Source organism: Mesorhizobium sp. ORM8.1, assembly GCF_053005525.2.
The window spans coordinates 140,461-165,049 of the sequence record NZ_CM132600.1 but is presented as its reverse complement, the minus strand read 5'-3'; the positions used below and the strand labels follow the sequence as shown (position 1 = coordinate 165,049).

23 protein-coding genes and 3 pseudogenes are annotated in these 24,589 nt (G+C 63.0%); 23 read left to right on the top strand and 3 right to left on the bottom strand.

Going from position 1 to position 24,589, the window contains the following annotated elements; genetic code table 11:
- The first annotated feature begins 42 nt into the window (after positions 1 to 42).
- From ACVDG8_RS00780 to ACVDG8_RS00710, 15 genes and pseudogenes are all read left to right on the top strand, one after another.
- A complete protein-coding gene (locus ACVDG8_RS00780) occupies positions 43 to 249 on the top strand; it encodes a dodecin family protein (RefSeq protein WP_447253002.1) in 207 nt (68 codons plus the stop codon).
- A gap of 65 nt (positions 250 to 314) precedes the next feature.
- Positions 315 to 680 carry a PRC-barrel domain-containing protein gene (locus ACVDG8_RS00775; protein WP_447253001.1) on the top strand — a complete coding sequence of 122 codons (366 nt, stop codon included), beginning with the start codon at positions 315 to 317 and terminating at the stop codon, positions 678 to 680.
- A gap of 362 nt (positions 681 to 1,042) precedes the next feature.
- On the top strand, positions 1,043 to 2,317 hold the full coding sequence (eno, locus tag ACVDG8_RS00770; protein WP_371012049.1) for a phosphopyruvate hydratase: 1,275 nt from the start codon (positions 1,043 to 1,045) through the stop codon (positions 2,315 to 2,317).
- A 158-nt stretch (positions 2,318 to 2,475) separates the two neighbouring features.
- On the top strand, positions 2,476 to 2,799 hold the full coding sequence (locus ACVDG8_RS00765; RefSeq protein ID WP_447253000.1) for an FtsB family cell division protein: 324 nt from the start codon (positions 2,476 to 2,478) through the stop codon (positions 2,797 to 2,799).
- Positions 2,800 to 2,973: 174 nt separating this feature from the next.
- Positions 2,974 to 4,011 carry a pyruvate dehydrogenase (acetyl-transferring) E1 component subunit alpha gene (gene pdhA, locus ACVDG8_RS00760; protein WP_447252999.1) on the top strand — a complete coding sequence of 346 codons (1,038 nt, stop codon included), beginning with the start codon at positions 2,974 to 2,976 and terminating at the stop codon, positions 4,009 to 4,011.
- Positions 4,012 to 4,025: 14 nt separating this feature from the next.
- The gene (locus tag ACVDG8_RS00755; protein ID WP_447252998.1) at positions 4,026 to 5,417 is read left to right on the top strand and encodes a pyruvate dehydrogenase complex E1 component subunit beta; all 1,392 of its coding nucleotides are present in this window, start codon (positions 4,026 to 4,028) and stop codon (positions 5,415 to 5,417) included.
- Between the two features lie 11 nt (positions 5,418 to 5,428).
- Positions 5,429 to 5,716 carry a hypothetical protein gene (locus tag ACVDG8_RS00750; RefSeq protein ID WP_447252997.1) on the top strand — a complete coding sequence of 96 codons (288 nt, stop codon included), beginning with the start codon at positions 5,429 to 5,431 and terminating at the stop codon, positions 5,714 to 5,716.
- Positions 5,717 to 5,719: 3 nt separating this feature from the next.
- Complete coding sequence (locus ACVDG8_RS00745) at positions 5,720 to 6,244, top strand: biotin/lipoyl-containing protein (protein ID WP_455707485.1); 525 nt, start codon at positions 5,720 to 5,722, stop codon at positions 6,242 to 6,244.
- A pseudogene (locus ACVDG8_RS00740) lies at positions 6,172 to 7,132 on the top strand (2-oxo acid dehydrogenase subunit E2); the annotation flags it as partial. The gene ACVDG8_RS00745 and the pseudogene ACVDG8_RS00740, both read left to right, overlap by 73 nt.
- A 13-nt stretch (positions 7,133 to 7,145) precedes the next feature.
- Positions 7,146 to 7,571: a hypothetical protein gene (locus ACVDG8_RS00735; protein ID WP_447252996.1), complete on the top strand. Its 426-nt coding sequence runs from the start codon at positions 7,146 to 7,148 to the stop codon at positions 7,569 to 7,571.
- Positions 7,568 to 8,206, top strand: coding sequence for an SGNH/GDSL hydrolase family protein (locus ACVDG8_RS00730; RefSeq protein WP_447252995.1), 639 nt, complete (start codon positions 7,568 to 7,570; stop codon positions 8,204 to 8,206). The genes ACVDG8_RS00735 and ACVDG8_RS00730 overlap by 4 nt, the downstream gene beginning before the upstream one ends.
- 21 nt (positions 8,207 to 8,227) lie before the next feature.
- Complete coding sequence (gene lpdA / locus ACVDG8_RS00725; protein WP_447252994.1) at positions 8,228 to 9,676, top strand: dihydrolipoyl dehydrogenase; 1,449 nt, start codon at positions 8,228 to 8,230, stop codon at positions 9,674 to 9,676.
- A 99-nt stretch (positions 9,677 to 9,775) separates the two neighbouring features.
- A complete protein-coding gene (locus ACVDG8_RS00720; protein WP_447252993.1) occupies positions 9,776 to 10,033 on the top strand; it encodes a GlsB/YeaQ/YmgE family stress response membrane protein in 258 nt (85 codons plus the stop codon).
- Positions 10,034 to 10,185: 152 nt separating this feature from the next.
- On the top strand, positions 10,186 to 11,151 hold the full coding sequence (gene lipA, locus ACVDG8_RS00715) for a lipoyl synthase (RefSeq protein ID WP_447257194.1): 966 nt from the start codon (positions 10,186 to 10,188) through the stop codon (positions 11,149 to 11,151).
- A 6-nt stretch (positions 11,152 to 11,157) separates the two neighbouring features.
- Positions 11,158 to 11,613: a type II toxin-antitoxin system RatA family toxin gene (locus tag ACVDG8_RS00710; protein ID WP_447252992.1), complete on the top strand. Its 456-nt coding sequence runs from the start codon at positions 11,158 to 11,160 to the stop codon at positions 11,611 to 11,613.
- Here ACVDG8_RS00710 and ACVDG8_RS00705 read toward each other — a convergent pair.
- Together ACVDG8_RS00705 and ACVDG8_RS00700 are read right to left on the bottom strand one after the other, a co-directional pair.
- Positions 11,610 to 12,098, bottom strand: a complete 489-nt coding sequence (locus tag ACVDG8_RS00705) for a CinA family protein (protein ID WP_447252991.1) — start codon at positions 12,096 to 12,098, stop codon at positions 11,610 to 11,612. The genes ACVDG8_RS00710 and ACVDG8_RS00705 overlap by 4 nt on opposite strands.
- Positions 12,095 to 13,323: pseudogene (locus tag ACVDG8_RS00700) on the bottom strand (bifunctional 2-C-methyl-D-erythritol 4-phosphate cytidylyltransferase/2-C-methyl-D-erythritol 2,4-cyclodiphosphate synthase). The gene ACVDG8_RS00705 and the pseudogene ACVDG8_RS00700 overlap by 4 nt, the downstream one beginning before the upstream one ends.
- Before the next feature lie 140 nt (positions 13,324 to 13,463).
- Between ACVDG8_RS00700 and dusB the strand changes: the two are divergent.
- The 8 genes and pseudogenes from dusB to hflX all read left to right on the top strand — a co-directional run bounded on the left by dusB (position 13,464) and on the right by hflX (position 23,725).
- A complete protein-coding gene (dusB, locus tag ACVDG8_RS00695; protein ID WP_447252989.1) occupies positions 13,464 to 14,492 on the top strand; it encodes a tRNA dihydrouridine synthase DusB in 1,029 nt (342 codons plus the stop codon).
- The gene (locus tag ACVDG8_RS00690; RefSeq protein ID WP_447252988.1) at positions 14,489 to 15,631 is read left to right on the top strand and encodes a two-component system sensor histidine kinase NtrB; all 1,143 of its coding nucleotides are present in this window, start codon (positions 14,489 to 14,491) and stop codon (positions 15,629 to 15,631) included. The genes dusB and ACVDG8_RS00690 overlap by 4 nt, the downstream gene beginning before the upstream one ends.
- On the top strand, positions 15,628 to 17,088 hold the full coding sequence (gene ntrC / locus ACVDG8_RS00685; RefSeq protein ID WP_371012033.1) for a nitrogen regulation protein NR(I): 1,461 nt from the start codon (positions 15,628 to 15,630) through the stop codon (positions 17,086 to 17,088). The genes ACVDG8_RS00690 and ntrC overlap by 4 nt, the downstream gene beginning before the upstream one ends.
- 215 nt (positions 17,089 to 17,303) lie before the next feature.
- Entirely contained in the window at positions 17,304 to 19,595 is a 2,292-nt protein-coding gene (locus ACVDG8_RS00680; RefSeq protein WP_447252987.1) for an ATP-binding protein, read from the top strand.
- A pseudogene (gene ntrX, locus ACVDG8_RS00675) lies at positions 19,585 to 20,945 on the top strand (nitrogen assimilation response regulator NtrX). Before ACVDG8_RS00680 ends, ntrX begins: the two are co-directional and overlap by 11 nt.
- Before the next feature lie 138 nt (positions 20,946 to 21,083).
- Complete coding sequence (locus ACVDG8_RS00670; protein ID WP_447252985.1) at positions 21,084 to 21,944, top strand: D-amino-acid transaminase; 861 nt, start codon at positions 21,084 to 21,086, stop codon at positions 21,942 to 21,944.
- 143 nt (positions 21,945 to 22,087) lie between these two features.
- Entirely contained in the window at positions 22,088 to 22,333 is a 246-nt protein-coding gene (gene hfq, locus ACVDG8_RS00665; RefSeq protein WP_006202172.1) for an RNA chaperone Hfq, read from the top strand.
- A 3-nt stretch (positions 22,334 to 22,336) separates the two neighbouring features.
- Positions 22,337 to 23,725, top strand: a complete 1,389-nt coding sequence (gene hflX / locus ACVDG8_RS00660; RefSeq protein WP_447252984.1) for a GTPase HflX — start codon at positions 22,337 to 22,339, stop codon at positions 23,723 to 23,725.
- Positions 23,726 to 23,733: 8 nt separating this feature from the next.
- Here the strand turns inward: hflX and mazG are convergent, their stop codons facing one another.
- Positions 23,734 to 24,558, bottom strand: coding sequence for a nucleoside triphosphate pyrophosphohydrolase (gene mazG / locus ACVDG8_RS00655; protein ID WP_447252983.1), 825 nt, complete (start codon positions 24,556 to 24,558; stop codon positions 23,734 to 23,736).
- Positions 24,559 to 24,589: the final 31 nt, after the last annotated feature.

The window sequence follows — 24,589 nt, the reverse complement described above, 5'->3', positions numbered from 1 at the left end:
GTACGCTCGACCTGCAACTGAGCGTCTTGGCAGGAGAAAGCCATGTCTGTCGCCCGCGTCACCGAAATCACCTCATCGTCCAAGAAGAGTTTTCAGGATGCCATCGAGAAGGGGATCGCCCGCGCATCGAAAACCCTGAAGAACGTCGAAGGCGCCTGGATCCAGGACCAGAAGATCGTTGTCGAGGACGGCAAGATCGCCGCTTACCGGGTCAACATGAAGGTGACGTTCATTCTTACCGACAACTAACTCGGGAACCTTCGCCAACTCCTCTCATTGTCCATTGAGGCAATTCAATTGAGAGGAGTTCCACTATGACCACCCCGTCCGGGCATACCGAAGCCATTGCCGCCTCGCGCGTCATCGGCACGTCCGTCTACAACACCGAAGGCAAGAGTATCGGCAGCATCGAGGACGTGATGCTGGACAAGATGTCGAATGGCATCATGTTCGCCGTGATCGGGTTTGGCGGCTTCCTTGGTATGGGTGAGAAGTATCACGCCGTTCCCTGGGCCACCCTGGACTACGACACCGACAAGGGCGGCTATGTGGTGCCGTTCACCAAGGAGCAACTTCAGGCCGCGCCGGCCTATTCCATCAACGAACTGACCGGCGCCGACAGCGAAGCCGCGCGAGATGCGTCCTTCGATTACTACAAGGTCACGCCTTACTGGCACTGAGCCAGGATTGAAGGAGAAGGCCCCACCGGTGGGGCCTTCTTTTCACGCTCAGCGCAGGCCAGACAGCTCCATCGAGCTCTGCTGGGGTTTCTGGGTGTCGCAGGACGTCATGAACGCCGCCGCGATCAGAAACAAACTCACGATACCGCTCAACTGGGACATGGCGAAACTCCTCCTGTTTCGCCCCGCGCGAACGCGACCATAGATCAGAAGGTCGCTCAGCGTGCATGACTTATGATGACAGAAATTTGCGCTTCGTGACTCTTTCTCGGGGAAATTATCGCCGGACGGCCGATTGCCTTTTGCGCCGCTTTGGCTAAGACGGGCGCGACGCTTCAATCGATCAATCGGGGACATCGCAAATGACCGCCATCATCGACATTGTCGGGCGTGAAATCCTGGACAGCCGTGGCAATCCGACCGTCGAGGTCGACGTGGTGCTGGAGGACGGCTCGATGGGCCGCGCCGCCGTGCCATCGGGCGCTTCGACCGGCGCGCATGAAGCGGTCGAGCTCCGCGACGGCGGGCCGCGTTATCTCGGCAAGGGCGTCCAGCGCGCCGTCGAGGCAGTGAACGGCGAGCTGTTCGAGGCGATCGGCGGCATGGAGGCCGAGAACCAGATCCATATCGACCAGACGATGATCGAGCTTGACGGTACGCCCAACAAGAGCCGCCTCGGCGCCAACGCCATCCTCGGCGTGTCGCTGGCGGTCGCCAAAGCCGCCGCCGAAGCCGCCGGCCTGCCGCTCTACCGTTATGTCGGCGGCACCAAGGCACATATCCTGCCGGTGCCGATGATGAACATCATCAATGGCGGCGCGCATGCCGACAACCCGATCGATTTCCAGGAATTCATGATCCTGCCGGTTGGCGCGCCGACGCTGCGTGAAGGCGTGCGCTGGGGCTCCGAAATCTTCCACACGCTGCGCAAGAAGCTCAAGGACGCCGGCCATAACACCAATGTCGGCGATGAAGGCGGCTTCGCGCCCAACCTGAAAAGCGCGCCGGCCGCGCTCGACTTCGTTATGGAATCGATCGTGCAGGCTGGCTTCAAGCCCGGCGAGGATGTGGCGCTCGGCCTCGACTGCGCCGCGACCGAGTTCTTCAAGGACGGCAACTACGTTTACGAGGGCGAGAAGAAGACCCGCGATCCGAAGGCGCAGGCCAAGTATCTAGCCAAGCTCGCCGCCGACTATCCGATCATCACCATCGAGGACGGCCTTGCCGAGGACGATTGGGAAGGCTGGAAGATCCTGACCGACCTGATCGGCAAGAAAATCCAGCTCGTCGGCGACGATCTCTTCGTCACCAACACGGCGCGGCTGCGCGACGGCATCCGCATGGGCGTCGCCAACTCGATCCTGGTCAAGGTCAACCAGATCGGCTCGCTGACCGAGACGCTCGATGCCGTCGAGACCGCGCACAAGGCCGGCTACACCGCCGTCATGTCGCACCGCTCGGGCGAGACCGAGGATTCGACCATCGCCGACCTCGCCGTCGCCACCAATTGCGGGCAGATCAAGACCGGCTCGCTGTCGCGCTCGGACCGCACCGCAAAGTACAACCAGCTCATCCGCATCGAGGAAGAGCTCGGCCAGCAGGCGCGTTACGCCGGCAAGTCGGTGGTCAAGAGCTGAACCCAGCCAAATTCGGATTGTTCGAAAAGGGCGGGTTCTTCCTGCCCTTTTTCGTTACCCACCGGCCACCTACCGCCGCTCCGTAACCGTCCATTAAGCACAATTGGGCGAAATAGGAGTCGATGCCGCCTGCGTTCGCGGCCTTAAGGGTTCGGGTTATGTGGACACGTCAGCACAAGCAGAGAAACACCGGACGGCTGATCATTCCGTCACTCTGCGTGCTCTTCCTGGCCTATTTCGGCTTCCATGCCTATCACGGCGAATTCGGCATCTACTCCAAATACCGGCTGGAGGCCCGCACGGTCGAGTTGCAGGCTCAGCTCGACGCCGTCAAGGCGCGCCGGATCGACTTCGAGCGCCGCGTTCAGCTGCTGCATGAGGGCACGCTGGAGAAGGACATGCTTGACGAGCAGGCGCGAAAAGCGCTCAATCTGTCCCAGCCCGACGAAATCACCATCATGTTGCCTGTCTCGGCGAAATAACCTAATTTCGGTTAATTGCTCTTATTTGCAATGATTCTAATCGCTTAGACGCATGCCAGCCATGCATTTTTCAGCATGGCGCAACGCATTCTTGCATGTTAGCCTCTCGCAAATCGGTGGGAGGCAATCGATCTCCCTGAATGTCCGCAAAGAGACGCCAACAGGGAGTGATGCATGGCCACCGCCGCCAAAAAAGCGCCTGCCAGATCCAAATCCGACAAGCAACCAAATCTGTCCGCGCCCAAGCCGGCCGATTTCACCAAGGAAGAAGAGCTGTCCGCCTATAGGCACATGCTGCTCATCCGCCGCTTCGAGGAGAAGGCGGGTCAGCTTTACGGCATGGGCTTCATCGGCGGCTTCTGCCACCTCTATATCGGCCAGGAGGCCGTCGTCACCGGCATGAAGATGGCGCTGATCGAAGGCGACCAGATGATCACCGCCTATCGCGATCACGGCCACATGCTGGCGATGGAGCTGTCGCCGCGCGGCGTGATGGCCGAGCTCACCGGACGCCGCGGCGGCCTGTCGAAAGGCAAGGGCGGCTCCATGCACATGTTCTCCAAGGAGAAGCATTTCTACGGCGGCCACGGCATCGTCGGCGCGCAGGTGTCGTTGGGCACCGGTCTGGCTTTCGCCAACCGCTACCGCGAGAACAAGAATGTCTCGCTGACCTATTTCGGCGACGGCGCCGCCAACCAGGGCCAGGTCTATGAAAGCTTCAACATGGCCTCGCTGTGGAAGCTGCCGGTGATCTACATCATCGAGAACAACCGCTACGCCATGGGCACCTCGGTGTCGCGCTCGTCGGCCGAGACCGACTTCTCGCATCGCGGCGCCTCGTTCAAGATTCCGGGCATCCAGGTTGACGGCATGGACGTGCGCGCCGTGAAGTCGGCCGCCGATCTCGCCACCGAATGGTGCCGCTCCGGCAACGGTCCGCTGATCCTCGAGATGCAGACCTATCGCTATCGCGGCCACTCGATGTCCGACCCGGCAAAGTACCGCTCCAAGGAAGAAGTGCAGAAGATGCGCTCCGAGCACGACCCGATCGAGCAGGTCAGGGCGCGGCTGCTCGACAAGAAGTGGGCGAGCGAGGACGAGCTCAAGGCCATCGACAAGGAAGTCCGCGACGTCGTCGCCGATGCCGCCGAATTTGCCCAGCACGACGCGGAGCCGGATCCGTCCGAGCTCTGGACCGACATCGTATTGTAAGGGAGGGCAAGGACATGCCGATCGAAATTCTCATGCCCGCGCTCTCGCCGACCATGGAAGAGGGCAATCTTTCCAAGTGGTTGAAGAATGAGGGCGACAAGGTCGTCGCCGGCGACGTCATCGCCGAGATCGAGACCGATAAGGCGACGATGGAAGTCGAAGCCGTCGATGAAGGCACGATCGGCAAGATCGTGGTTCCGGCCGGTACCGAAGGCGTCAAGGTCAACGCGGTGATTGCCGTTCTGCTGCAGGACGGCGAAAGTGCCGGTGATATCGGCAAGGCCGCTGCGCCTGCCAAGGCTGAGGCGCCGGCAAAGACGGAGGCTCCGGCTGAACAGCCCACACCCGTCGCCAAGCCGGCTCCGGTCGCAGCCTCGCCGAAACTGGAAGTCGCCGCAGATCCGGATATCCCGGCCGGCACCGAGATGGTGTCGACCACGGTGCGCGAGGCGCTCCGCGACGCCATGGCCGAGGAAATGCGCCGCGATGGCGACGTCTTCGTCATGGGCGAGGAGGTCGCCGAATACCAGGGCGCCTACAAGATCACGCAAGGGCTGCTGCAGGAATTCGGGCCTCGCCGCGTCGTCGACACGCCGATCACCGAACACGGCTTTGCCGGCGTCGGCGTCGGCGCGGCGATGTCCGGCTTGAAGCCGATCGTCGAGTTCATGACCTTCAACTTCGCCATGCAGGCGATCGACCAGATCATCAACTCGGCCGCCAAAACCCTGTATATGTCCGGCGGCCAGATGGGCGCGCCGATCGTCTTCCGCGGCCCCAACGGCGCGGCTGCCCGCGTCGCCGCCCAGCATTCGCAGTGCTACGCCGCCTGGTACAGTCACATCCCCGGCCTGAAGGTAGTGATGCCGTATACGGCGGCCGACGCCAAGGGCCTGCTCAAGGCGGCGATCCGCGACCCGAATCCGGTCATCTTCCTCGAGAACGAAATCCTCTACGGCCAGTCCTTCGACGTGCCGAAGCTCGACGATTTCGTGCTGCCGATCGGCAAGGCGCGCATCCACAAGCAGGGCAAGGACGTTACCCTCGTCTCCTTCGGCATCGGCATGACCTATGCGGTCAAGGCGGAAGCCGAACTGCGCGGCATGGGCATCGATGCCGAGATCATCGATCTCAGAACCGTTCGGCCGCTCGATTTCGACACGATCATCGCCTCGGTGAAGAAGACCAACCGGCTGGTGGTCGTGGAAGAAGGCTTCCCGCAGAACTCGGTCGGCGATCATATCGCCAACCAGGTGTCGCAACGCGCCTTCGACTTCCTCGATGCGCCGGTGATCACCATCGCCGGCAAGGACGTGCCGATGCCTTACGCGGCCAACCTCGAAAAACTGGCATTGCCCAATGTCGGCGAGGTCGTCGAGGCCGTCAAAGCCGTTACCTATCGCTAGGAACAGTGCGTATGCCATCCTTCTGGATTCTAGCTGCCGTTATCGTCCCTACCGTTGCTGTGGCCTTTTGCGTGCGCCGCATGACCGGGAAGTTCGATGCGGTTCTGCTGATGCTCAGCGGTGCCGCCTCGCTAGTCCTGGCAATTGTTGCAACCGGTTCCGCACAGCTTGATCAGACCGGTGGCATGATGAACCTCGAAATGAGCAAAGCCAGCTTCCATTTCGGGTTCTTGCCGCCCGTGTTCATCGTCGCCACGCTGACCGTCATGCGCGGCCTGTTCAAATTCATTCAGGAGTGAGCGATGCCCATCAACATCACCATGCCGGCGCTCTCGCCCACGATGGAAGAGGGCAATCTCTCCAAGTGGCTGGTCAAGGAAGGCGACAAGGTTTCGCCCGGCGACGTCATCGCCGAGATCGAAACCGACAAGGCGACAATGGAAGTCGAAGCCGTCGATGAAGGCACCGTCGCCAAGCTGGTCGTTCCGGCCGGCACCGAAGGCGTGAAGGTCAATGCGCTGATCGCCATCCTGGCCGGCGAAGGCGAGGATGCGGGCGCCGCGGCAAAAGGCGGTGGTGATGCCGCGCCGAAGGCCGAGGCCAAGCAGGACAAGGCGCCAATCTCCCCACCCGTGGGGGAGATGTCGGCGAAGCCGACAGAGGGGGGCGCTGTCCCGCCGACCTCTCAGCGCGAGGCGCCCTCCTCTGGCCTGCCGGCCATCTCCCCCACAAGGGGGAGATCAGCCAATCGCACGGCGAGCGCGTGTTCGCCTCGCCATTGGCGCGCCGTATCGCCAAGGACGCCGGCGTCGATGTGGCTGGGCTGACCGGCTCTGGTCCACATGGCCGCGTGGTTCGCGCCGACGTCGAGGCTGCGATCTCTTCCGGCGGCGCCACAGCAGCCCCTGCCGCGAAAGCTCCGGCGGGCGCGCCTGCTGCGGCTCCCGCAGCCGCGCCCAAGGCGATGTCGGACGACCAGGTGCTGAAGCTCTTCGAGCAGGGCTCCTACGAACTTGTCCCGCACGACAATATGCGCAAGACCATCGCGCGCCGCCTGGTCGAGGCCAAGTCGACCATCCCGCATTTCTACCTGACGCTCGATTGCGAGCTCGACGCGCTGTTGGCGCTGCGCACGCAGCTCAATGCGGCAGCCCCGACGAAGAAGACCGACAAGGGCGAAGCTCCGGTCTACAAGCTCTCGGTCAACGATATGGTCATCAAAGCGATGGCGATGGCCTTGAAGGCTGTGCCGGATGCCAACGCCTCCTGGACCGAAAGCGCCATGGTCAAGCACCGGCATGCCGATGTCGGTGTTGCCGTCTCGATCCCCGGCGGCCTGATCACGCCGATCATCCGCCATGCCGATGAAAAGACGCTGTCGACCATCTCCAACGAGATGAAGGACCTCGCCAGCCGCGCCAGGAGCCGCAAGCTGAAGCCGGAAGAATATCAGGGCGGTACCACGGCGGTGTCCAACCTCGGCATGTTCGGCATCAAGGACTTTGCCGCCGTCATCAACCCGCCGCATGCGACGATTTTGGCGGTCGGTGCCGGCGAGGAGCGGGCGGTGGTCAAGAATGGCGAGATCAGAGATCGCCACCGTCATGTCGGTGACGCTCTCGACCGATCACCGCGCCGTCGACGGCGCGCTCGGCGCCGAACTGCTCGGCGCCTTCAAGCGCATGATCGAAAACCCGATGGGCATGCTGGTCTAGGAAGGAAAAGGCGGTGCGGATATTCTTCACCAGCCTTTTCGCGTTTATCCTTTCCGGCCTCGCCGGCGGGTTGGTGGCGCAGTGGCAGGCTGTCGCCACCGACGATCAGGGAGCATACATCGTCGCCTTCGCAGTCTCGATGCTGGTGACGTTCGTCGTCACCTTTGTCTTTTTCATCGCCCAGTTGACGAACGCCCCCGTCGCGGCAGTGGCCAAAACTGGCAAGTGGACACTGATGGTGTTTGCCGTGCTGCTTGTCCTGCTGGTTGCGTTGACCCTCTACAGCGACAGCAGTGCGGCGGTCGTCAGGAACGACATGCCGTTCCTTGCAGGCCTTGGCTTACCCGGACTGGCGACCATCATCGTGCATTGGCTGTTCGTGCGCTGGCGGGTCGGGCGCGCTCAGATAGGCTTTGGTAGAAGCGGGGCAAACGCGTGAAGACCATTCTCTGCTACGGCGACTCGCTGACCTGGGGTTATGACGCCGCCAGCCTTGGACGGCATGCGCTGGAAGATCGTTGGCCGAGCGCGCTCAAGGCTGAACTCGGCAGCGATGTCGAGGTCATTGCCGAGGGGCTGAACGGCCGCACCACCGCCTTCGACGACCATCTGGCCGGCGCCGACCGCAACGGCGCCCGCGTGCTGCCGACAATCCTGACCAGCCACGCGCCGCTCGACCTGATCATCATGCTGCTCGGCTCCAATGACATGAAGCCGTGGATCCATGGCAATCCTGTCGCCGCCAAGCAAGGCATGCAGCGCTTGATCGATATCGTGCGCGGCCATGATTATCCATTCGACTGGGCGCCGCCGCAGATCCTGCTCGTCGCGCCGCCAACTGTCTCGCGCACCGACAATGCCGAATTCAAGGAAATGTTCGCTGGCGGCGACGACGCCTCGCGGCGGCTGGCGGCACAATATTCGGCGCTCGCCGACGAGGCCGGCTGCGGCTTCTTCGATGCCGGCAGCGTAGCGACCACCACGCCGCTCGACGGTGTCCATCTCGATGCTGAAAACACGCGAAACATCGGGCAGGCGCTGGCGCCGCTCGTGCGCGTGATGCTGGAACTCTAGAAAGAAAATCGGAGAAAACCCGTGGCTGAATCCTACGACGTCATCATCATCGGCTCCGGCCCCGGCGGCTATGTCACGGCGGTGCGCTCCGCCCAGCTCGGCTTCAAGACGGCGATCGTGGAGCGCGAGCATCTTGGCGGCATCTGCCTTAACTGGGGCTGCATCCCGACCAAGGCGCTGCTGCGCTCGGCCGAGATCATGCATTATTCCGATCACCTCAAGGATTATGGGCTGAAGCTCGAAGGCGGCAAGATTAGCCCCGATACGGCCGCTGTCGTCGACCGTTCGCGAAAAGTGTCGCTCAGGCTCAACACCGGCGTCGGCTTCCTGATGAAGAAGAACAAGGTCGACGTCATCTGGGGCGAGGCGAAACTGTCCAAGCCCGGCGAGATCGTCGTCTCCAAGACCGCCAAGAAGCCGATGGAGCCGCAGCCGCCGGTGCCGAAGGGCGTCAAGGGCGAGGGCACATATACGGCCAAGCACATTATCCTGGCGACCGGCGCCCGGCCGCGCGCGCTGCCCGGCATCGAGCCCGACGGCAAGCTGATCTGGACCTATTTCGAGGCCATGGTGCCGAAGGAGATGCCGAAGTCGCTGCTGGTCATGGGCTCGGGCGCCATCGGCATCGAGTTCGCCTCCTTCTATCGCACCATGGGCGCCGAGGTGACCGTGGTCGAGCTGCTGCCGGCGGTGATGCCGGTCGAGGACGCCGAGGTCTCGAAATTCGCGCAAAAACAGTTCGAGAAGCAGGGGATGAAGATTATCCTCGAAGCCAAGGTGACCAAGGTCGATAAATCGGCCAATTCGATCACCGCGCATGTCGAGATGAAGGACGGCAAGGTCGAGAAGATCACCGCCGACCGCATGATCTCGGCTGTCGGCGTGCAGGGCAACATCGAAAACCTCGGCCTTGAAGCGCTTGGCGTGAAGACCGATCGCGGCTGCGTCGTCGTCGACGGTTACGGCAAGACGAATGTGCCCGGCATCTACGCCATCGGCGACGTCGCCGGACCGCCGATGCTGGCCCACAAGGCCGAGCATGAAGGCGTGGTCTGTATCGAAAAGATCGCCAACTTCCCCGGCGTGCACGCCATCGACAAATTGAAGATCCCCGGCTGCACCTATTGCAACCCGCAGGTCGCCTCGGTCGGCTTGACCGAAGCCAAGGCCAAGGCCGAAGGCAAGGATATTCGCGTCGGCCGCTTCCCGTTCAGCGCCAACGGCAAGGCCATCGCGCTCGGCGAGGACCAGGGTTTCATCAAGACGATCTTCGACAAGAAGACCGGACAGCTGCTCGGCGCCCATATGGTCGGCGCCGAGGTGACCGAGCTGATCCAGGGTTTTGTTGTGGCGATGAACCTGGAGACCACCGAGGAAGAGTTGATGCACACCATCTTCCCGCATCCGACGCTGTCGGAAATGATGAAGGAAAGTGTGCTCGACGCCTATGGCCGCGCCTTGAACGCATGATAAATTGCGCTTGCGAGACTCACACGCAACCGCCGGAGGCACCTGACGGCAAGGCAGTTCGTATCCGGCATTTTCACCTGACACAGGAGGAGTTGGCATATGCACATGAATGGCGTCGGCTGGATTACAGCAATTATCGTCGGTGGTCTGGCGGGCTGGCTCGCCGAGATGGTCATGAAGAGCAACACCGGCATCGTCATGAACATCATAATGGGCATCGTCGGCGCGATTGTGCTGAATGCCATCCTACAGGCCTTGAATATTGGCGTCTTCGGTGTCGGCTGGGTCGCCTATCTGATCACCGGTTTCATCGGCGCCTGCCTGCTGATCTTCGTCGGGCGGCTGGTGCGCCGCTAAGGCGCGAATGCGTCGCTGAGGCGCGCCAAGCGTCGCTATGCGAAAACGGTCGTGGCGGCATGCGCCGCCGCGGCCTTTTTCTTTGCCTCGAAAAGTCCTAGATGACTGAAAACAGGCGGCTGCACGGGAAGCGCGGCCGCGAAGGGTTTGAGATGGTCACTGTTCTCGACACGATCGCCAACGCGCCGCGCCTGCGGCATCCCGAGAAGGCGCACAAGCCCGACCAGGAGGTGCTGCGCAAGCCCGACTGGATCCGCGTCAAGGCGCCCGTATCGAAGGGCTACGCCGAAACCCGCGAGATCGTGAAGTCGCACAAGCTGGTGACGGTGTGCGAGGAGGCTGGCTGCCCCAACATCGGCGAGTGCTGGGAAAAGAAGCACGCCACCTTCATGATCATGGGCGAGATCTGCACGCGCGCCTGCGCCTTCTGCAATGTCGCCACCGGCATCCCGACCGCGCTTGACGCTGACGAGCCGGCGCGCGTCGCCCACGCCGTCAAGCAGATGGGCCTCAGCCACGTCGTCATCACCTCCGTCGACCGCGACGATCTCGCTGATGGCGGCGCACAGCATTTCGCTGACGTCATTCGCGCCATCCGCGCGGCAACGCCTTCGACCACGATCGAAATCCTGACGCCGGACTTCCTGCGCAAGGACGGCGCGCTGGAGATCGTCGTGGCCGCCAAGCCCGACGTCTTCAACCACAATCTGGAAACCGTGCCGTCGAACTACCTGACGGTGCGCCCCGGCGCCCGTTATTTCCATTCGATCCGGCTGCTGCAGCGTGTCAAGGAACTTGATCCCTCCATCTTCACCAAGTCCGGCATCATGGTCGGCCTCGGCGAGGAGCGGAACGAAGTGCTGCAATTGATGGACGATTTGCGTTCGGCCAACGTCGACTTCATGACTATCGGCCAGTACCTGCAGCCTTCGAAGAAGCATCATCCGGTGGTCCGCTTCGTCCCGCCGGACGAGTTCAAGTCGTTCGAGACGATCGGCAAGACCAAGGGCTTCCTCCTGGTAGCGTCGAGCCCGCTGACGCGTTCCTCGCATCATGCCGGCGAGGACTTCGCCAGGTTGCGCGCGGCGCGCGAGGCACAGCTCAAGAAGGCCAGCTGACGCTCTATGCCGAAATTCGAGGCGACCCGCCGCGTCGCGCATACACCGGAAGAGATGTTCGCGCTGGTGGCCGACATCGAGGCCTATCCGCAATTCCTGCCGCTTTGTGACTCGCTCACCGTGCGCTCGCGCAAGGAACGCGACGGCCGCACCATTCTGGTTGCCGATATGAGCATCGGCTACAAGGCGATCCGCGAGACTTTCGCCACGCAGGTGCTGCTCAATCCGGCCGAGCGCGCCATCGACGTCAAATATATCGACGGCCCGTTCAAATATCTCAGCAACATCTGGCGTTTCGATCCTGCCGACAAGGGCTGCGAAGTGCACTTCTTCATCGACTACGAATTCAAGAGCCGCATCCTCGGCGCCCTGATGGGCACGATGTTCGATCGCGCCTTCCGCATGTTTTCAGAGGCCTTCGAAAAGCGCGCCGACGTGATCTACGGACCGAGAACGGCCTAGTCCTTGCCGAGCGCACGCAGCCCGAGCTGCAGCGCGCGCCGCACGGTCTCATGGCGGATGAATTCGCGGCCCTTCTGGCCGAACAACTGTCGCTCGGCGACGACCGGCTGGCCGGCAAGCGCGATGCCGAACCAGACCAGGCCGACCGGCTTTTCCGCCGAACCGCCACTCGGGCCGGCAATGCCGGTGACGGCGAGCGAGAGGCGTGCTTGCGAATGCGCCAGCGCACCCGCCGCCATTTCCAGCACCGTCTCGCGCGAGACAGCGCCATGCGCGTCGAGCGTCGCCCCGGAGACGCCGAGCATCTCCATCTTGGCTTCGTTGGAATAGGTGATGAAGCCGCGATCGACCACGGCCGACGAGCCGGCGATGTCGGTCAGCGCCGCGATGATCAGGCCGCCGGTGCAGCTTTCTGCCGTCGCCAGCATGATGCCGTGCTGCTGGCAGGCCTGGAGCAGGGCGTTGGCTAACTCTGCGTTGCTCATGCCGGCACGTCTCCCGGATAGACGACGCTTGCGGTGGCGATCGCCGCGATGCCTTCGCCGCGCCCGACAAAGCCGAGCTTTTCGTTGGTCGTCGCCTTGATCGAAATGCGCTCCGGCGCAATGCCGAGCATGGCGACAAGCGCCTGTGTCATCGCCGCGCGATGCGGCCCGACGCGCGGCGCCTCGCAGATCAGCGTGATGTCGGCATTGGCGATGCGCCCGCCGCGCTCGCGCACCAGTCTTGCCGCATGCTCGACGAAGATCTTCGAGGCAGCGCCTTTCCATTGCGGGTCAGACGGCGGGAAATGCGTGCCGATATCGCCTTCGCCGCATGTGGCAAGCAGCGCGTCGGTGAGCGCGTGCAGCCCGACATCGGCATCCGAATGGCCGGAAAGCTTGCGATCAAACGGGATGGCAATTCCACAGAGCGTCACGTGATCGCCGGGCTCGAACGCATGGACATCGTAGCCATTGCCGGTGCGGATATCGGGAAAGCGCGCCAGAGCGCTGGAGAGCCGCTGATCGGCCAATGCGATATCCCTTGCCCAGGTGAGTTTGACGTTGTCCGGCGATCCGGGAACGATCTTGACCGGGATCTGCGCCCATTCCGCAATGGCCGCGTCATCGGTAAAATCTTCCTTGCCGAGGTATGCGCCTTCTCATGCGCCGCAAGCAGCGACGCATAGGGAAAACCCTGCGGCGTCTGCGCGGCGTGCAGGCCGGCTCTCGACACGGTTTCCTCGATCATGCCGGTAGCGGATTCGCGCTTCAGTGTGTCGGCGACAGGAAGACAGGGCAACGCACCCTGACGATCGTCGATCGCCTCGATGGTGCGGTCGATGATCGCCGCATCGACGAAGGGCCGCACCGCGTCATGAACCAGCACCTTTCCAGGCGCGTAGTCCTTCAGCGCCAGCAGCCCCAGTCGTACCGAAGCCTGCCGTGAGTAGCCGCCGATCACCGTGACGAGGCGCTCACCATGTCCACTAGCCGCGCGCTCGAAGAGCTCGGCATCGTCGGCATGGATGGCAACGACCACCGTGCCGATCATCGGGTGCGCGAGAAAGATGTCCAGCGTATGCGCGATGACGGCGCGGCCGCCGATGCGCTGGTACTGCTTCGGGCCGTCGGCCTGTCCGGCGCGCGCGCCACGGCCGGCGGCGACGATCACCACCCCAATACCGCCGCTTGGGCTAGACGCTTGCTTTTCGCTTGCCTCGCTCATTCGGATCGGTCCTAGTCGCGGTCTTGGCCGAAGGCCAGCATTTTCCAAAATGCGCCTTAATGTGACGTCATTGCGCGTTGCACAATGCCACACTTCTGTCTAGAGAATGTGCAACGAAAGAACATGCTTGGTTTTTGTGCATGGCTGAACTGACCAAATTGGCGTCGCCACTCGACGTCGGCGATGTGCGGATTCGCAACCGTATCTTCCTCGCGCCGATGTCGGGCATCACCGACGAGCCGTTCCGCAGGCGTGCCCACGCGCATGGCGCCGGGCTGGTCGTGTCCGAAATGGTGGCAAGCGGCGAGCTGGCCAAGGGCAGGGCCGGTTGCGACCTGCGCATCCGTCATTCCGGCCTGCCTGTGCACATGGTCCAGCTTGCCGGCCGCGAGGCCGCGCAAATGGCCGAAGGCGCGCGCATAGCGGCAGGTGAGGGCGCCGACATCATCGACATCAACATGGGCTGCCCGGCCAAGAAGGTGACCGGCGGTTATGCCGGTTCCGCGCTGATGCGCGATCTCGACCATGCGCTGTCGCTGATCGAGGCCGTGGTTGGCGCCGTTTCGGTGCCGGTGACGGTCAAGATGCGGCTTGGCTGGGACGAAGGCGCGCTCAACGCGCCGATGCTGGCGCGCCGCGCCGAACAGGCGGGCGTCAGGATGGTGACGGTGCATGGCCGCACGCGCTGCCAGTTCTACCAGGGCAAGGCCGACTGGCGGGCGATCGCCCGCGTCAAGCAAGCGGTCTCGATTCCCGTGGTAGCCAATGGCGACGTCGGCTCACCGGAAGAGGCAGCAGCAATCCTCGAACAATCCGGCGCCGACGCGGTGATGATCGGCCGCGCCCACTATGGCGCGCCGTGGATTGCGGGCGCCATTGCGGCCCGAGCCATCGGCGCGGCGGCAAGCGGCGTCCCTGAAACGGCGGAAATGCTCGCCGATTACATCGTAGCCCACCATGAGGACATGCTCTCGCTCTACGGCGTTGAAAGCGGTCTGCGCCAGGCGCGCAAGCATCTCGGCTGGTATCTCGACCGCCACGCTCCCGATGTTCCCGCCGACCAGCGCAAGCGCATCCTCACATCCTTTGAACCGGCCGAGGTCATTACCGAATTGCGTCGAACATTTTCCGAAGGGTCTGCAACGCCTGGAATGCGGAGCGCGGCATGAAGGCCAACGTCCCGCAGTCAAACGACATGGCGGATGCCGCCAACATTGTGCTCAACACCATTCGCCGGCCAGTGATTATGGTCGATCCGGACGGCTTCATCATCTTCGCCAACGCGGATGCCGAGGATTTCTTCCGCTCCAGCGCGACCATGCTTGCCCGCAACACGCTGTCCAAGCTGGTGCCGTTCGGCAGCCCGCTGCTGACACTGGTCGACCAGGTGCGCGAGCGCCGCGCGCCGGTCAACGAATATCGCGTCGACGTTTCCTCGCCCCGTCTCGGCATCGAGAAGATGGTCGATCTCTACGTCGCGCCGGTACCGGAGTTTCCGGGTTCCGTCGTGGTGATGTTCCAGGAACGGTCGATGGCCGACAAGATCGACCGCCAGATGACGCATCGCGGCGCTGCGCGTTCCGTTACCGGCCTTGCCGCCATGCTCGCGCATGAGATCAAGAACCCGCTTTCCGGTATCCGCGGCGCCGCCCAGCTGCTCGAGCTCTCCGCCTCTGACGAGGACCGCGCGCTCACCCGCCTGATCACCGACGAGACCGACCGCATCGTCTCGCTGGTCGATCGCATGGAAGTGTTTTCCGACGAACGGCCGATCGAGCGCTATCCCGTCAACATCCATGTCGTGCTCGATCATGTGAAGGCGATCGCCAAGAACGGTTTTGCCAAGCGGATCAAGATCTTGGAGGAATATGATCCATCGCTTCCTCCAGTCTTCGCCAACCGCGACCAGCTGATCCAGGTGTTCCTCAACCTGGTCAAGAATGCCGCCGAGGCGATCGGCGCCGACCCGCAGGGCGAGATCGTCCTGTCGACGGCTTTCCGGCCCGGCATCCGCGTTTCGGTGCCCGGAACGCAGGATCGCGTCTCGCTGCCGCTCGAGTTTTGCGTGCATGACAACGGTCCCGGCGTGTCCGAGGACATCCTGCCGATCCTGTTCGATCCGTTCATCACCACCAAGCCGAACGGCTCGGGCCTCGGCCTGGCACTGGTCGCCAAGATCGTCGGCGAGCATGGCGGCGTCATCGAATGCGATTCGACGCCGCGCGGCACCAATTTCCGCGTCTTGATGCCGGCCTGGAAGGCAAACCCGCCCGGCCCCGGCGACGAAACTGAAGGAGACCGCCAATGACCGTTCGCGGCAATATTCTGGTCGCCGACGACGATGCGGCCATCCGGACCGTGCTCAATCAGGCGCTGTCGCGCGTCGGCCATGAGGTGCGCGTCACCTCCAACGCCTCGACGCTGTGGCGCTGGGTGGCGGCCGGCGAGGGCGACCTGGTCATCACCGATGTGGTGATGCCCGACGAGAACGCCTTTGATATGCTGCCGCGCATCAAGAAAGCGCGCCCAGAGTTGCCGGTCATCGTCATGAGCGCGCAAAACACCTTCATGACCGCGATCCGCGCCTCCGAAACCGGCGCCTACGAATATCTGCCCAAGCCCTTCGACCTGACTGAGCTGCTCAGCATCGTCAACCGGGCCCTCGCCGAGCCGAAACGGCCCAAGCTCGACTCCCGTGCCGACGAGCAGCCCGATGCCATGCCGCTGGTCGGCCGCTCCGCCGCCATGCAGGACATCTACCGCATGCTGGCGCGCATGATGCAGACCGATCTGACGGTGATGATTTCAGGCGAATCCGGCACCGGCAAGGAGCTGGTGGCGCGCGCGCTGCACGAATATGGCCGCCGCCGCGGCGGCCCCTTCGTTGCGATCAACATGGCGGCGATCCCGCGCGACCTCATCGAATCGGAACTGTTCGGCCACGAGAAAGGCGCCTTCACCGGGGCGCAGAACCGCTCCACCGGCCGCTTCGAGCAGGCCGAGGGCGGCACGCTGTTCCTCGACGAGATCGGCGACATGCCGATGGAGGCGCAAACCCGCCTGCTGCGTGTGCTGCAGCAGGGCGAATACACCACCGTCGGCGGCCGCACGCCGATCAAGACCGACGTGCGCATCGTCGCCGCCACCAACAAGGATCTCAGGACACTGATCAACCAGGGCCTGTTCCGCGAGGACCTGTTCTACCGCTTGAACGTCGTGCCGTTGCGGTTGCCGGCGCTGCGCGAGCGTTCCGAGGACATTCCCGACCTGGTGCGGCATTTCTTCAAGCAGGGCGCCAGTGAGGGCTTGCAGACCAAGCGCATTTCGGCGGGCGGCATCGAGTTGATGAAGCGCTATCCCTGGCCGGGCAACGTGCGCGAGCTGGAGAACCTGGTGCGCCGGCTGGCGGCCCTTTACTCCCAGGACGAGATATCGTCGGAGATTATCGATTCCGAGCTGAAGACCGGCGACAGGCCGGTCGTTCCCGGCGGCGGCCCGCTCATTCCCGACGATCTGTCGATCGGCCAGGCGGTCGAGCATTTCCTGCAGCGCTATTTTGCATCCTTCGCCGGCGACCTGCCGCCGGCTGGGCTCTACCAGCGCATCCTTGCCGAGGTCGAATTCCCGCTGGTGCTGGCATCGATGACGGCAACGCGCGGCAACCAGATCAAGGCGGCCGAACTGCTCGGTCTCAACCGCAACACGCTGCGCAAGAAAATTCGCGAGCTTGGCGTCAACGTCTATAAGTCCACCCGGCAGCCTTGAACCGCAGCGAAAAACACGCCGCAGCTGGGAAAAGATACCATAAAACAACGACTTAGATGCCTAGCCGGGTCGACTTTGTGCCCATCCCGTTTGGCGTCTTCTCGTCCTGTCGGTGAATTGATCGGGGGAAAGATTTTCCTCACGGCCACACTTGTTGCATAATCGCCACAATGCGTTGCATACATCCGACCCAATGACCGACTCTGTACAGCGACATGGCAGCTGAGGCTCCGATCCTGACCCAACCGCTTTTCAGCCAGGCGGGCACGCGCGACGGCCGCCGGCTGCTGGCGCTGCCCGGTGTGGTCGCGATTGCCGGAGCGATGATCACGGCCGCGATCTCATTTGCGATTCTGGTCGGAGCAACACCGATCGCGCCGACCGCCGACACCACTTTGGCGCTGATCGCCGCCAACGCCGTGTTCGTCCTGTTCCTGATCGCGCTGGTGGCCCGCGAGGTTCATCGCATCGTCATGGCGCGCAAGCATGGCAGGGCCGCCTCTCGGCTGCATGTGCGCATCGTGGCGATGTTCGCGCTGGTCGCCGCGATTCCGGCGATCATGGTGGCGATCATCGCCTCGATCACGCTCGATATCGGCCTCGACCGCTGGTTCGAGCTCCGCACCAAGGCGATCGTCAACTCGTCGTTGTCGATCGCTGACGCCTATGTCCAGGAGAATGCGCGCAATCTGCAGGGCACGACGCTGTCAATGGCCTATGATCTCGACGCTTCGCGCACGCTCTGGGGTCTCGACCGGGGCGGTTTTCTCGATCTTATGAACAAGGAAGCCGTCGGTCGCGGGCTGGCGCATGCGGCCCTGGTCAAGTCGGACGGCTCGTTCGTGATGAACGCCCAGACCGATGCCGATTTCAAGATGCCCGACCCGCCGTCGGGCGCGGTCGAAACCGCCTCGGACGGCAAGCCGGTGCTGATCGAGCCGAAAACGCGCAACATCATGGGCGCCATCATCAAGCTGCGCGAGATCGAAGGGCTCTATCTCTACACCATTCGCCTGGTCGATCCCGACGTGATCAAGGCGCGCCAGATCGTCAGGGCCAACACGGACGAATACCGCAATCTCGAGGACAACCGTCGCACATCGCAAGTGGCGTTCGCGCTGCCTTATCTGTCGCTTACGCTGATCATTATCCTGTCGGCGATCTGGACCGGCATTGCGGTCGCCGACCGTCTGGTGCGGCCGATCCGGCAGTTGATCGGCGCCGCCGATGAGGTGGCTACCGGCAACCTCGACGTCGCCGTCGCGGTGCGTCATTCAGATGGCGACGTCGCCTCGCTCGGCGAGACCTTCAACAACATGATCCTGGAGCTCAAATCGCAGCGCAACGAGTTGCTCTCGGCCAAGGATCTGATCGACGAGCGCCGCCGTTTCTCCGAGGCGGTGCTGGCCGGCGTCACCGCAGGCGTCATCGGCGTCGATCCCTACGGCATCGTCACCATCGTCAACCGCTCCGCCGAAACCATGATGGGGATATCGGCCAACGCGGCGCTCGGCCAGAACCTGTCGGCGATCCTGCCGCATGTCGGTCGCGTCTTCGAAATCGGCCGGCAATCCGGCAAGCCGGTCTATCGCGAGCAGGTGACCTTCTTCCGCACCGGCGTCGAGCGGACTTTCAATGTCCAGATCACCGTCGAGGCCGGCGACGACGGCTCGGAAGAGAAATCCTATGTCGTCACCGTCGACGACATCACCGATCTCGTCCAGGCGCAGCGCTCCTCAGCCTGGGCGGACGTGGCGCGGCGCATCGCGCATGAGATCAAGAACCCGCTGACGCCCATCCAGCTCTCTGCCGAGCGCATCAAGCGCCGCTACGGCAAGGTCATCACCGAGGACCGCGAGGTCTTCGATCAGTGCACCGACACTATCATCCGCCAGGTCGAGGATATCGGCCGCATGGTCGACGAGTTCTCGGCCTTCGCCCGCATGCCCAAGCCCGAGATGAAAGCCATCGACCTGCGCGAATCGTTGCGCGAGGCCTCTTTCCTGGTTGAAGTCAGCCGCTCGGATATCGCTTTCCAGCGCGATTTCGGCAGCGAACCGCTCAAGGGCACCTTCGACAGCCGCCTGATGGCGCAGGCTTTCGGCAACGTCATCAAGAACGCCGCCGAAGCGATCGACGGGCTTGATGCGCAAGACCGTTCAGACGGCACAATCCGGATTCAAGCCGGGCGCCAAGATGGCGCCATACGAATCGACGTTATCGACAACGGCAAGGGCCTGCCGCGTGAGAATCGCCAAAGGCTGCTCGAGCCCTATATGACGACACGCGAGAAGGGCACCGGGCTCGGCCTCGCTATCGTCAAGAAGATTGTGGAGGACCATGGCGGCCGTCTCGAATTGCACGACGCGCCATCGGATTTCCACGGTGGCCGCGGCGCGATGATCTCGATCATCCTGCCGCCGGCAACGGTCATTGCCGCGCCGCCACGCGGTGAAGGTCGAAGCGAACACGAACGAGAAACTGAAAAGGTCGGTAATGGCGTCTGACATTCTCATCGTCGATGACGAGGAAGACATCCGCGAGCTCGTCGCCGGTATTTTGAGCGACGAAGGTCACGAAACCCGCACGGCTCATGATGCCGACAGCGCGCTGGCGGCGATTGCCGATCGCGCGCCGCGCTTGATTTTCCTCGATATCTGGCTGCAGGGCTCGCGCCTCGATGGCCTGGCGCTGCTCGACGAGATCAAGACCATGCACCCCAGCATGGCGGTGGTGATGATCTCCGGTCACGGCAACATCGAAACGGCGGTCTCGGCCATCCGCCGCGGCGCCTATGATTTCATCGAAAAGCCGTTCAAGGCCGATCGCCTCATCCTTGTCGCCGAGCGCGCGATCGAGACCTCCAATCTGCGGCGTGAGGTCTCCGACCTCAAGCAGCGCAGCGGCGAAACCTTCGACCTGATCGGCATGTCGTCGGCGATGAGCCAGTTGCGGCAGACTATCGAGCGCGTCGCGCCGACCAACAGCCGCGTCATGATTGTCGGCCCGTCCGGCTCCGGCAAGGAGCTGACGGCGCGCGCCATCCACACGCTATCGTCGCGCAAGGCCGCCCCGTTCGTCACGCTGAGCGCCGCCACCATCACGCCCGAACGTATGGAGATCGAGCTGTTCGGCACCGAATCGAACGGCACCGAGCGCAAGGTCGGCGCGCTGGAAGAGGCGCATCGCGGCATCCTCTACATCGACGAAGTGGCCGACATGCCGCGCGAGACGCAGAACAAGATCCTGCGCGTGCTGGTCGAACAGCAATTCGAGCGGGTAGGCGGCACCAAGCGCGTCAAGGTCGATGTCCGCATCATCTCGTCCACCTCGCAGAACCTTGAGGCGATGATCGCCGACGGCCGCTTCCGCGAGGATCTCTACCATCGCCTCGCGGTGGTCCCGGTCATCGTGCCGGGGCTCGCCGAGCGGCGCGAGGACATTCCCTATCTCGTCGACAATTTCATGAAGCAGATCGCCCGCCAGGCCGGCATCAGGCCGCGCCGCATCGGCGATGACGCGCTCGCAGTGCTGCAGGCCCACAACTGGCCGGGCAATGTTCGCCAGCTGCGCAACAATGTCGAGCGATTGATGATCCTGGCGCGCGGCGACGATGCGGACGCGCCGATCACCGCCGATCTTTTGCCCTCCGAGATCGGCGATGTCATGCCGCGCACGCCCAACCAGTCGGACCAGCACATCATGGCGCTGCCGCTGCGCGAGCGCGCGAACAGTTCGAGAAGGACTACCTGATCGCCCAGATCAACCGCTTCGGCGGCAACATCTCGAAAACCGCCGAGTTCATCGGCATGGAGCGCTCCGCGCTGCATCGCAAGCTGAAGTCGCTTGGGGTCTAAGCAATTCCAGGAAGAGTGCGAGGCGGTTTTCCGTCCGGAATTGCGTCAAGATGGAGAGCGGGCCGTGGCCCACGTGATTGTCCATTACGGTCGCGCCGGAATCGCCTAAGAAAGCCGGACGTTTCGCTGAGGTAACCCATGCCGCGCATTGCCTATGTCAACGGGCGTTACGTCGTCCATGCTGAAGCCAGCGTCCATATCGAGGATCGCGGCTACCAGTTCGCCGACGGCGTCTACGAGGTCTGCGAAGTGGCGCGCGGCTACATCGTCGACATGCCGCGCCATCTTGCCCGGCTCAAACGCTCGCTGAAGGAGCTGTCGATCGCCTGGCCCGTCTCGGAAGGCGTGCTGCCGATGCTGCTGCGCGAGGTGGTGCGCCGCAACCATGTCGTCAATGGCCTCGTCTACCTCCAGGTGACGCGCGGCGTCGCCAGCCGCGACTTTGTCTTCCCGGCGAACGCCAGGTCGGCGCTTGTCATCACGGCGAGGAAAGCCGATCCGGCGGCCCAGGCCAAGCGCGCGGAGACCGGCGTCAAGGTCATCACCGTCCCGGAGAATCGCTGGGATCGCGTCGACATCAAAAGCACGGGTCTTCTGCCCAACGTGCTCGCCAAGCAAAGGGCCAAGGAAGCCGGCGCCCAGGAGGCCTGGTTCGTCGACGCCGATGGCACCGTCAAGGAAGGCGGCTCCTCGAACGCCTGGATCGTCACCAGGGACGGTGTATTGGTCACTCGGCCTGCCGAGCATGGCATCCTGCGCGGCATCACCCGCACGACGCTGTTCGATGTCGCCGCCAAGCTCGGTTTGAAGGTCGAGGAACGCTCCTTTTCGGTCGCCGAAGCCAAGGCCGCCCGGGAAGCGTTCATCAGCTCAGCGACCACAATCGCCATGCCCGTGGTTGAAATTGACGGGGCTCCGGTGGCAAATGGCCATCCCGGTTCCATGACACTTTCGTTGCGGCAGGCCTTTTTTGACATTGCGGAAAAAAGTCCAGCCTGATAACCGCACAACTGGAATGAACCTCAACTATCTCGTTCTGCTTGCCGTTGTGACGGCAAGAGGGGGTTTGCGCGCTTGACAGGTGCCACGTAATTTGGCGCATTGGCCTGCAGACCGAAGGGGATCGGCGAAAGACAAGAAAAATGGCGGAACGATCGCAAAACCTTCAGGACCTGTTCCTGAATTCAGTTCGCAAGAGCAAAAATCCACTTACCATCTTCCTCATCAATGGCGTGAAGCTGACCGGTGTGGTCACTTCGTTCGACAATTTCTGTGTGTTGTTGCGGCGGGACGGCCATTCGCAGCTCGTCTACAAGCACGCCATTTCCACGATCATGCCGAGCCAGCCGGTTCAGATGTTCGATGGCGAGGAAAGCCAGGGCGCCTGATTATTGGCACGTGAGAAAGACGCGGACACCACCGTTCGCGGAAAACCAGCGCATCATCCCGGGACGGAAGCCAAGGGCCCGACCCGGGCTGTCGTCATTGTGCCTGTGCTTACCCGGCATCAACGAGGTGATGACGAAACCAATCGTCCACGCCTGACGCGCTCGGCCGACGCCAGGCATGACGAAGCGGTCGGCCTTGCCCGAGCCATCGATCTCGATCTCGTCCACACCGCGGTGGTGACAGTCAACGATCCGCGCCCGGCAACCTTGCTCGGCAGCGGCAAGGTCGCGGAGCTCGCTGAGATCGTCAAAGAGGGTCATGCGGAGGTGGTCGTCGTCGACCATCCGCTGACGCCGGTTCAGCAGCGTAATCTCGAAAAGGAATTCAACGCCAAGGTGCTGGACCGCACCGGGCTGATCCTCGAGATTTTCGGCGAGCGCGCGCGCACCAAGGAAGGCACGCTGCAGGTCGAGCTCGCCCATCTCAACTACCAGAAGGGCCGGCTGGTCCGGAGCTGGACCCACCTTGAGCGGCAGCGCGGCGGCGCGGGCTTTCTCGGCGGCCCCGGCGAAACCCAGATCGAATCCGACCGGCGGCAGTTGCAGGAAAAGATCATCAAGCTGAAGCACGAGTTGGAAACGGTTCGCCGTACCCGCGACCTGCACCGCGCCAAGCGCAAGAAAGTGCCGTTCCCGGTGGTGGCGATCGTCGGCTACACCAATGCCGGCAAGTCGACGCTGTTCAACCGGCTGACCGGGGCAGGCGTGCTGGCTGAAGACATGCTGTTTGCCACTCTCGATCCGACGCTGCGCCGCGTGCGGCTGCAGCACGGCACGCCGATCATCCTGTCGGACACGGTCGGTTTCATCTCCGATCTGCCGACTCATCTGGTCGCCGCCTTCCGGGCGACGCTGGAAGAGGTCGTCGAGGCCGATCTCGTGCTGCATCTGCGCGACATTTCCGATCCGGACACCGCAGCGCAAGCCGAGGATGTCGCGCGCATTCTTGGCGATCTTGGCGTGGATGCGAGCGACACGAAGCGCGTCATCGAGGTCTGGAACAAGACCGACCTGTTGGATGACGGCAACCGGGAGCGGCTGCTTGCCGAAGGGGCGGGCGGCAAGGCGCCGCCCATTGCGATCTCGGCCGTAACCGGCGAAGGGATCGACGCCCTGAAGGCGCTCATCGAAACGCGGCTTTCGGGTGAGTTGGAAAAGACGACAGTGACGCTCAGTCCTGCCCAGCTCGGCCAGGTCGACTGGCTCTACCGCAATGGCGACGTCGTATCGCGGACCGACAATGAGGACGGCAGCGTCACCATTTCGTTGTTGGCAACGCACAGCGCCAGGCAGGAGATCGAAAGCCGGCTGTACCGCAAAAACGGCAGCTAAACTTTTGTTTATTTTGCGCTTTTGGCCTGCTGCCAGAGCGCTTCCATCTCGTCCAGCGTTGCCTTCTCCAACGAGCCGCCCGTAGCCTCAAGCGCCTGCTCGACATAGTGGAAGCGCGAGCGGAACTTCTCATTGGTGCCGCTCAACGCAGCCTCGGAATCGAGCTTGAGGTGGCGGCCGAGATTGACGACGGCAAACAGCATGTCGCCGAACTCGTCCTTGATGGATGCGGTTTCGCCCTTGGCGAGCGCTTCGCGCAATTCGCCGATCTCTTCTTCTATCTTGTCGAGGATCGGGGCGGCCTCGCTCCAGTCGAAGCCGACGCGGGCCGCCTTCTCCTGCAGCTTCAACGCCCGGGTGAGAGCGGGCAGGGCGACCGGCACGCTGTCCAGAAACCCCTTGCCGTGGTCCTCGGGATCGAGGCCGCGGGCGATGCGGGCATTGCGCTTCTCGGTTTTTTCCTCGGCCTTGATCTTCTCCCACATGCCCTTGGCCATGCCGGCACTGCGCGCCTTCTCGTCTCCGAAGACATGCGGATGGCGGCGGATCATCTTGGCGGTGATCGCCTCGACGACATCGCCGAACGCAAACTCCCCGATCTCCTGCGCCATCTGTGCGTGGTAGACGACCTGCAGCAGGAGATCGCCGAGTTCGTCACGCAAATCGCCCAGGTCGCCGCGCGCGATGGCATCCGAGACTTCATAGGCTTCCTCGATCGTATAGGGGGCGATGGTCGAGAAATTCTGCTCGACATCCCAGGGACAACCGGTCTCCGGCGCTCTCAGCGCCGCCATGATCTCGATCAGCCGGGAAATGTCCTTGGAGGGTGTCATGACGCCAACCCTAGCGCGCCGCGCCGCGGGC

Excerpts from the sequence above, each read along its gene's own strand:
- ACVDG8_RS00780 (WP_447253002.1), top strand. The coding sequence starts at position 43 with ATGTCTGTCGCCCGCGTCACCGAAATCACCTCATCGTCCAAGAAGAGT.
- ACVDG8_RS00775 (WP_447253001.1), top strand. The coding sequence starts at position 315 with ATGACCACCCCGTCCGGGCATACCGAAGCCATTGCCGCCTCGCGCGTC.
- eno (WP_371012049.1), top strand. The coding sequence starts at position 1,043 with ATGACCGCCATCATCGACATTGTCGGGCGTGAAATCCTGGACAGCCGT.
- ACVDG8_RS00765 (WP_447253000.1), top strand. The coding sequence starts at position 2,476 with ATGTGGACACGTCAGCACAAGCAGAGAAACACCGGACGGCTGATCATT.
- pdhA (WP_447252999.1), top strand. The coding sequence starts at position 2,974 with ATGGCCACCGCCGCCAAAAAAGCGCCTGCCAGATCCAAATCCGACAAG.
- ACVDG8_RS00755 (WP_447252998.1), top strand. The coding sequence starts at position 4,026 with ATGCCGATCGAAATTCTCATGCCCGCGCTCTCGCCGACCATGGAAGAG.
- ACVDG8_RS00750 (WP_447252997.1), top strand. The coding sequence starts at position 5,429 with ATGCCATCCTTCTGGATTCTAGCTGCCGTTATCGTCCCTACCGTTGCT.
- ACVDG8_RS00745 (WP_455707485.1), top strand. The coding sequence starts at position 5,720 with ATGCCCATCAACATCACCATGCCGGCGCTCTCGCCCACGATGGAAGAG.
- ACVDG8_RS00720 (WP_447252993.1), top strand. The coding sequence starts at position 9,776 with ATGCACATGAATGGCGTCGGCTGGATTACAGCAATTATCGTCGGTGGT.
- lipA (WP_447257194.1), top strand. The coding sequence starts at position 10,186 with ATGGTCACTGTTCTCGACACGATCGCCAACGCGCCGCGCCTGCGGCAT.
- ACVDG8_RS00710 (WP_447252992.1), top strand. The coding sequence starts at position 11,158 with ATGCCGAAATTCGAGGCGACCCGCCGCGTCGCGCATACACCGGAAGAG.
- ACVDG8_RS00705 (WP_447252991.1), bottom strand. The coding sequence starts at position 12,098 with ATGAGCAACGCAGAGTTAGCCAACGCCCTGCTCCAGGCCTGCCAGCAG.
- dusB (WP_447252989.1), top strand. The coding sequence starts at position 13,464 with ATGGCTGAACTGACCAAATTGGCGTCGCCACTCGACGTCGGCGATGTG.
- ACVDG8_RS00690 (WP_447252988.1), top strand. The coding sequence starts at position 14,489 with ATGAAGGCCAACGTCCCGCAGTCAAACGACATGGCGGATGCCGCCAAC.
- ntrC (WP_371012033.1), top strand. The coding sequence starts at position 15,628 with ATGACCGTTCGCGGCAATATTCTGGTCGCCGACGACGATGCGGCCATC.
- ACVDG8_RS00680 (WP_447252987.1), top strand. The coding sequence starts at position 17,304 with ATGGCAGCTGAGGCTCCGATCCTGACCCAACCGCTTTTCAGCCAGGCG.
- ACVDG8_RS00670 (WP_447252985.1), top strand. The coding sequence starts at position 21,084 with ATGCCGCGCATTGCCTATGTCAACGGGCGTTACGTCGTCCATGCTGAA.
- hfq (WP_006202172.1), top strand. The coding sequence starts at position 22,088 with ATGGCGGAACGATCGCAAAACCTTCAGGACCTGTTCCTGAATTCAGTT.
- mazG (WP_447252983.1), bottom strand. The coding sequence starts at position 24,558 with ATGACACCCTCCAAGGACATTTCCCGGCTGATCGAGATCATGGCGGCG.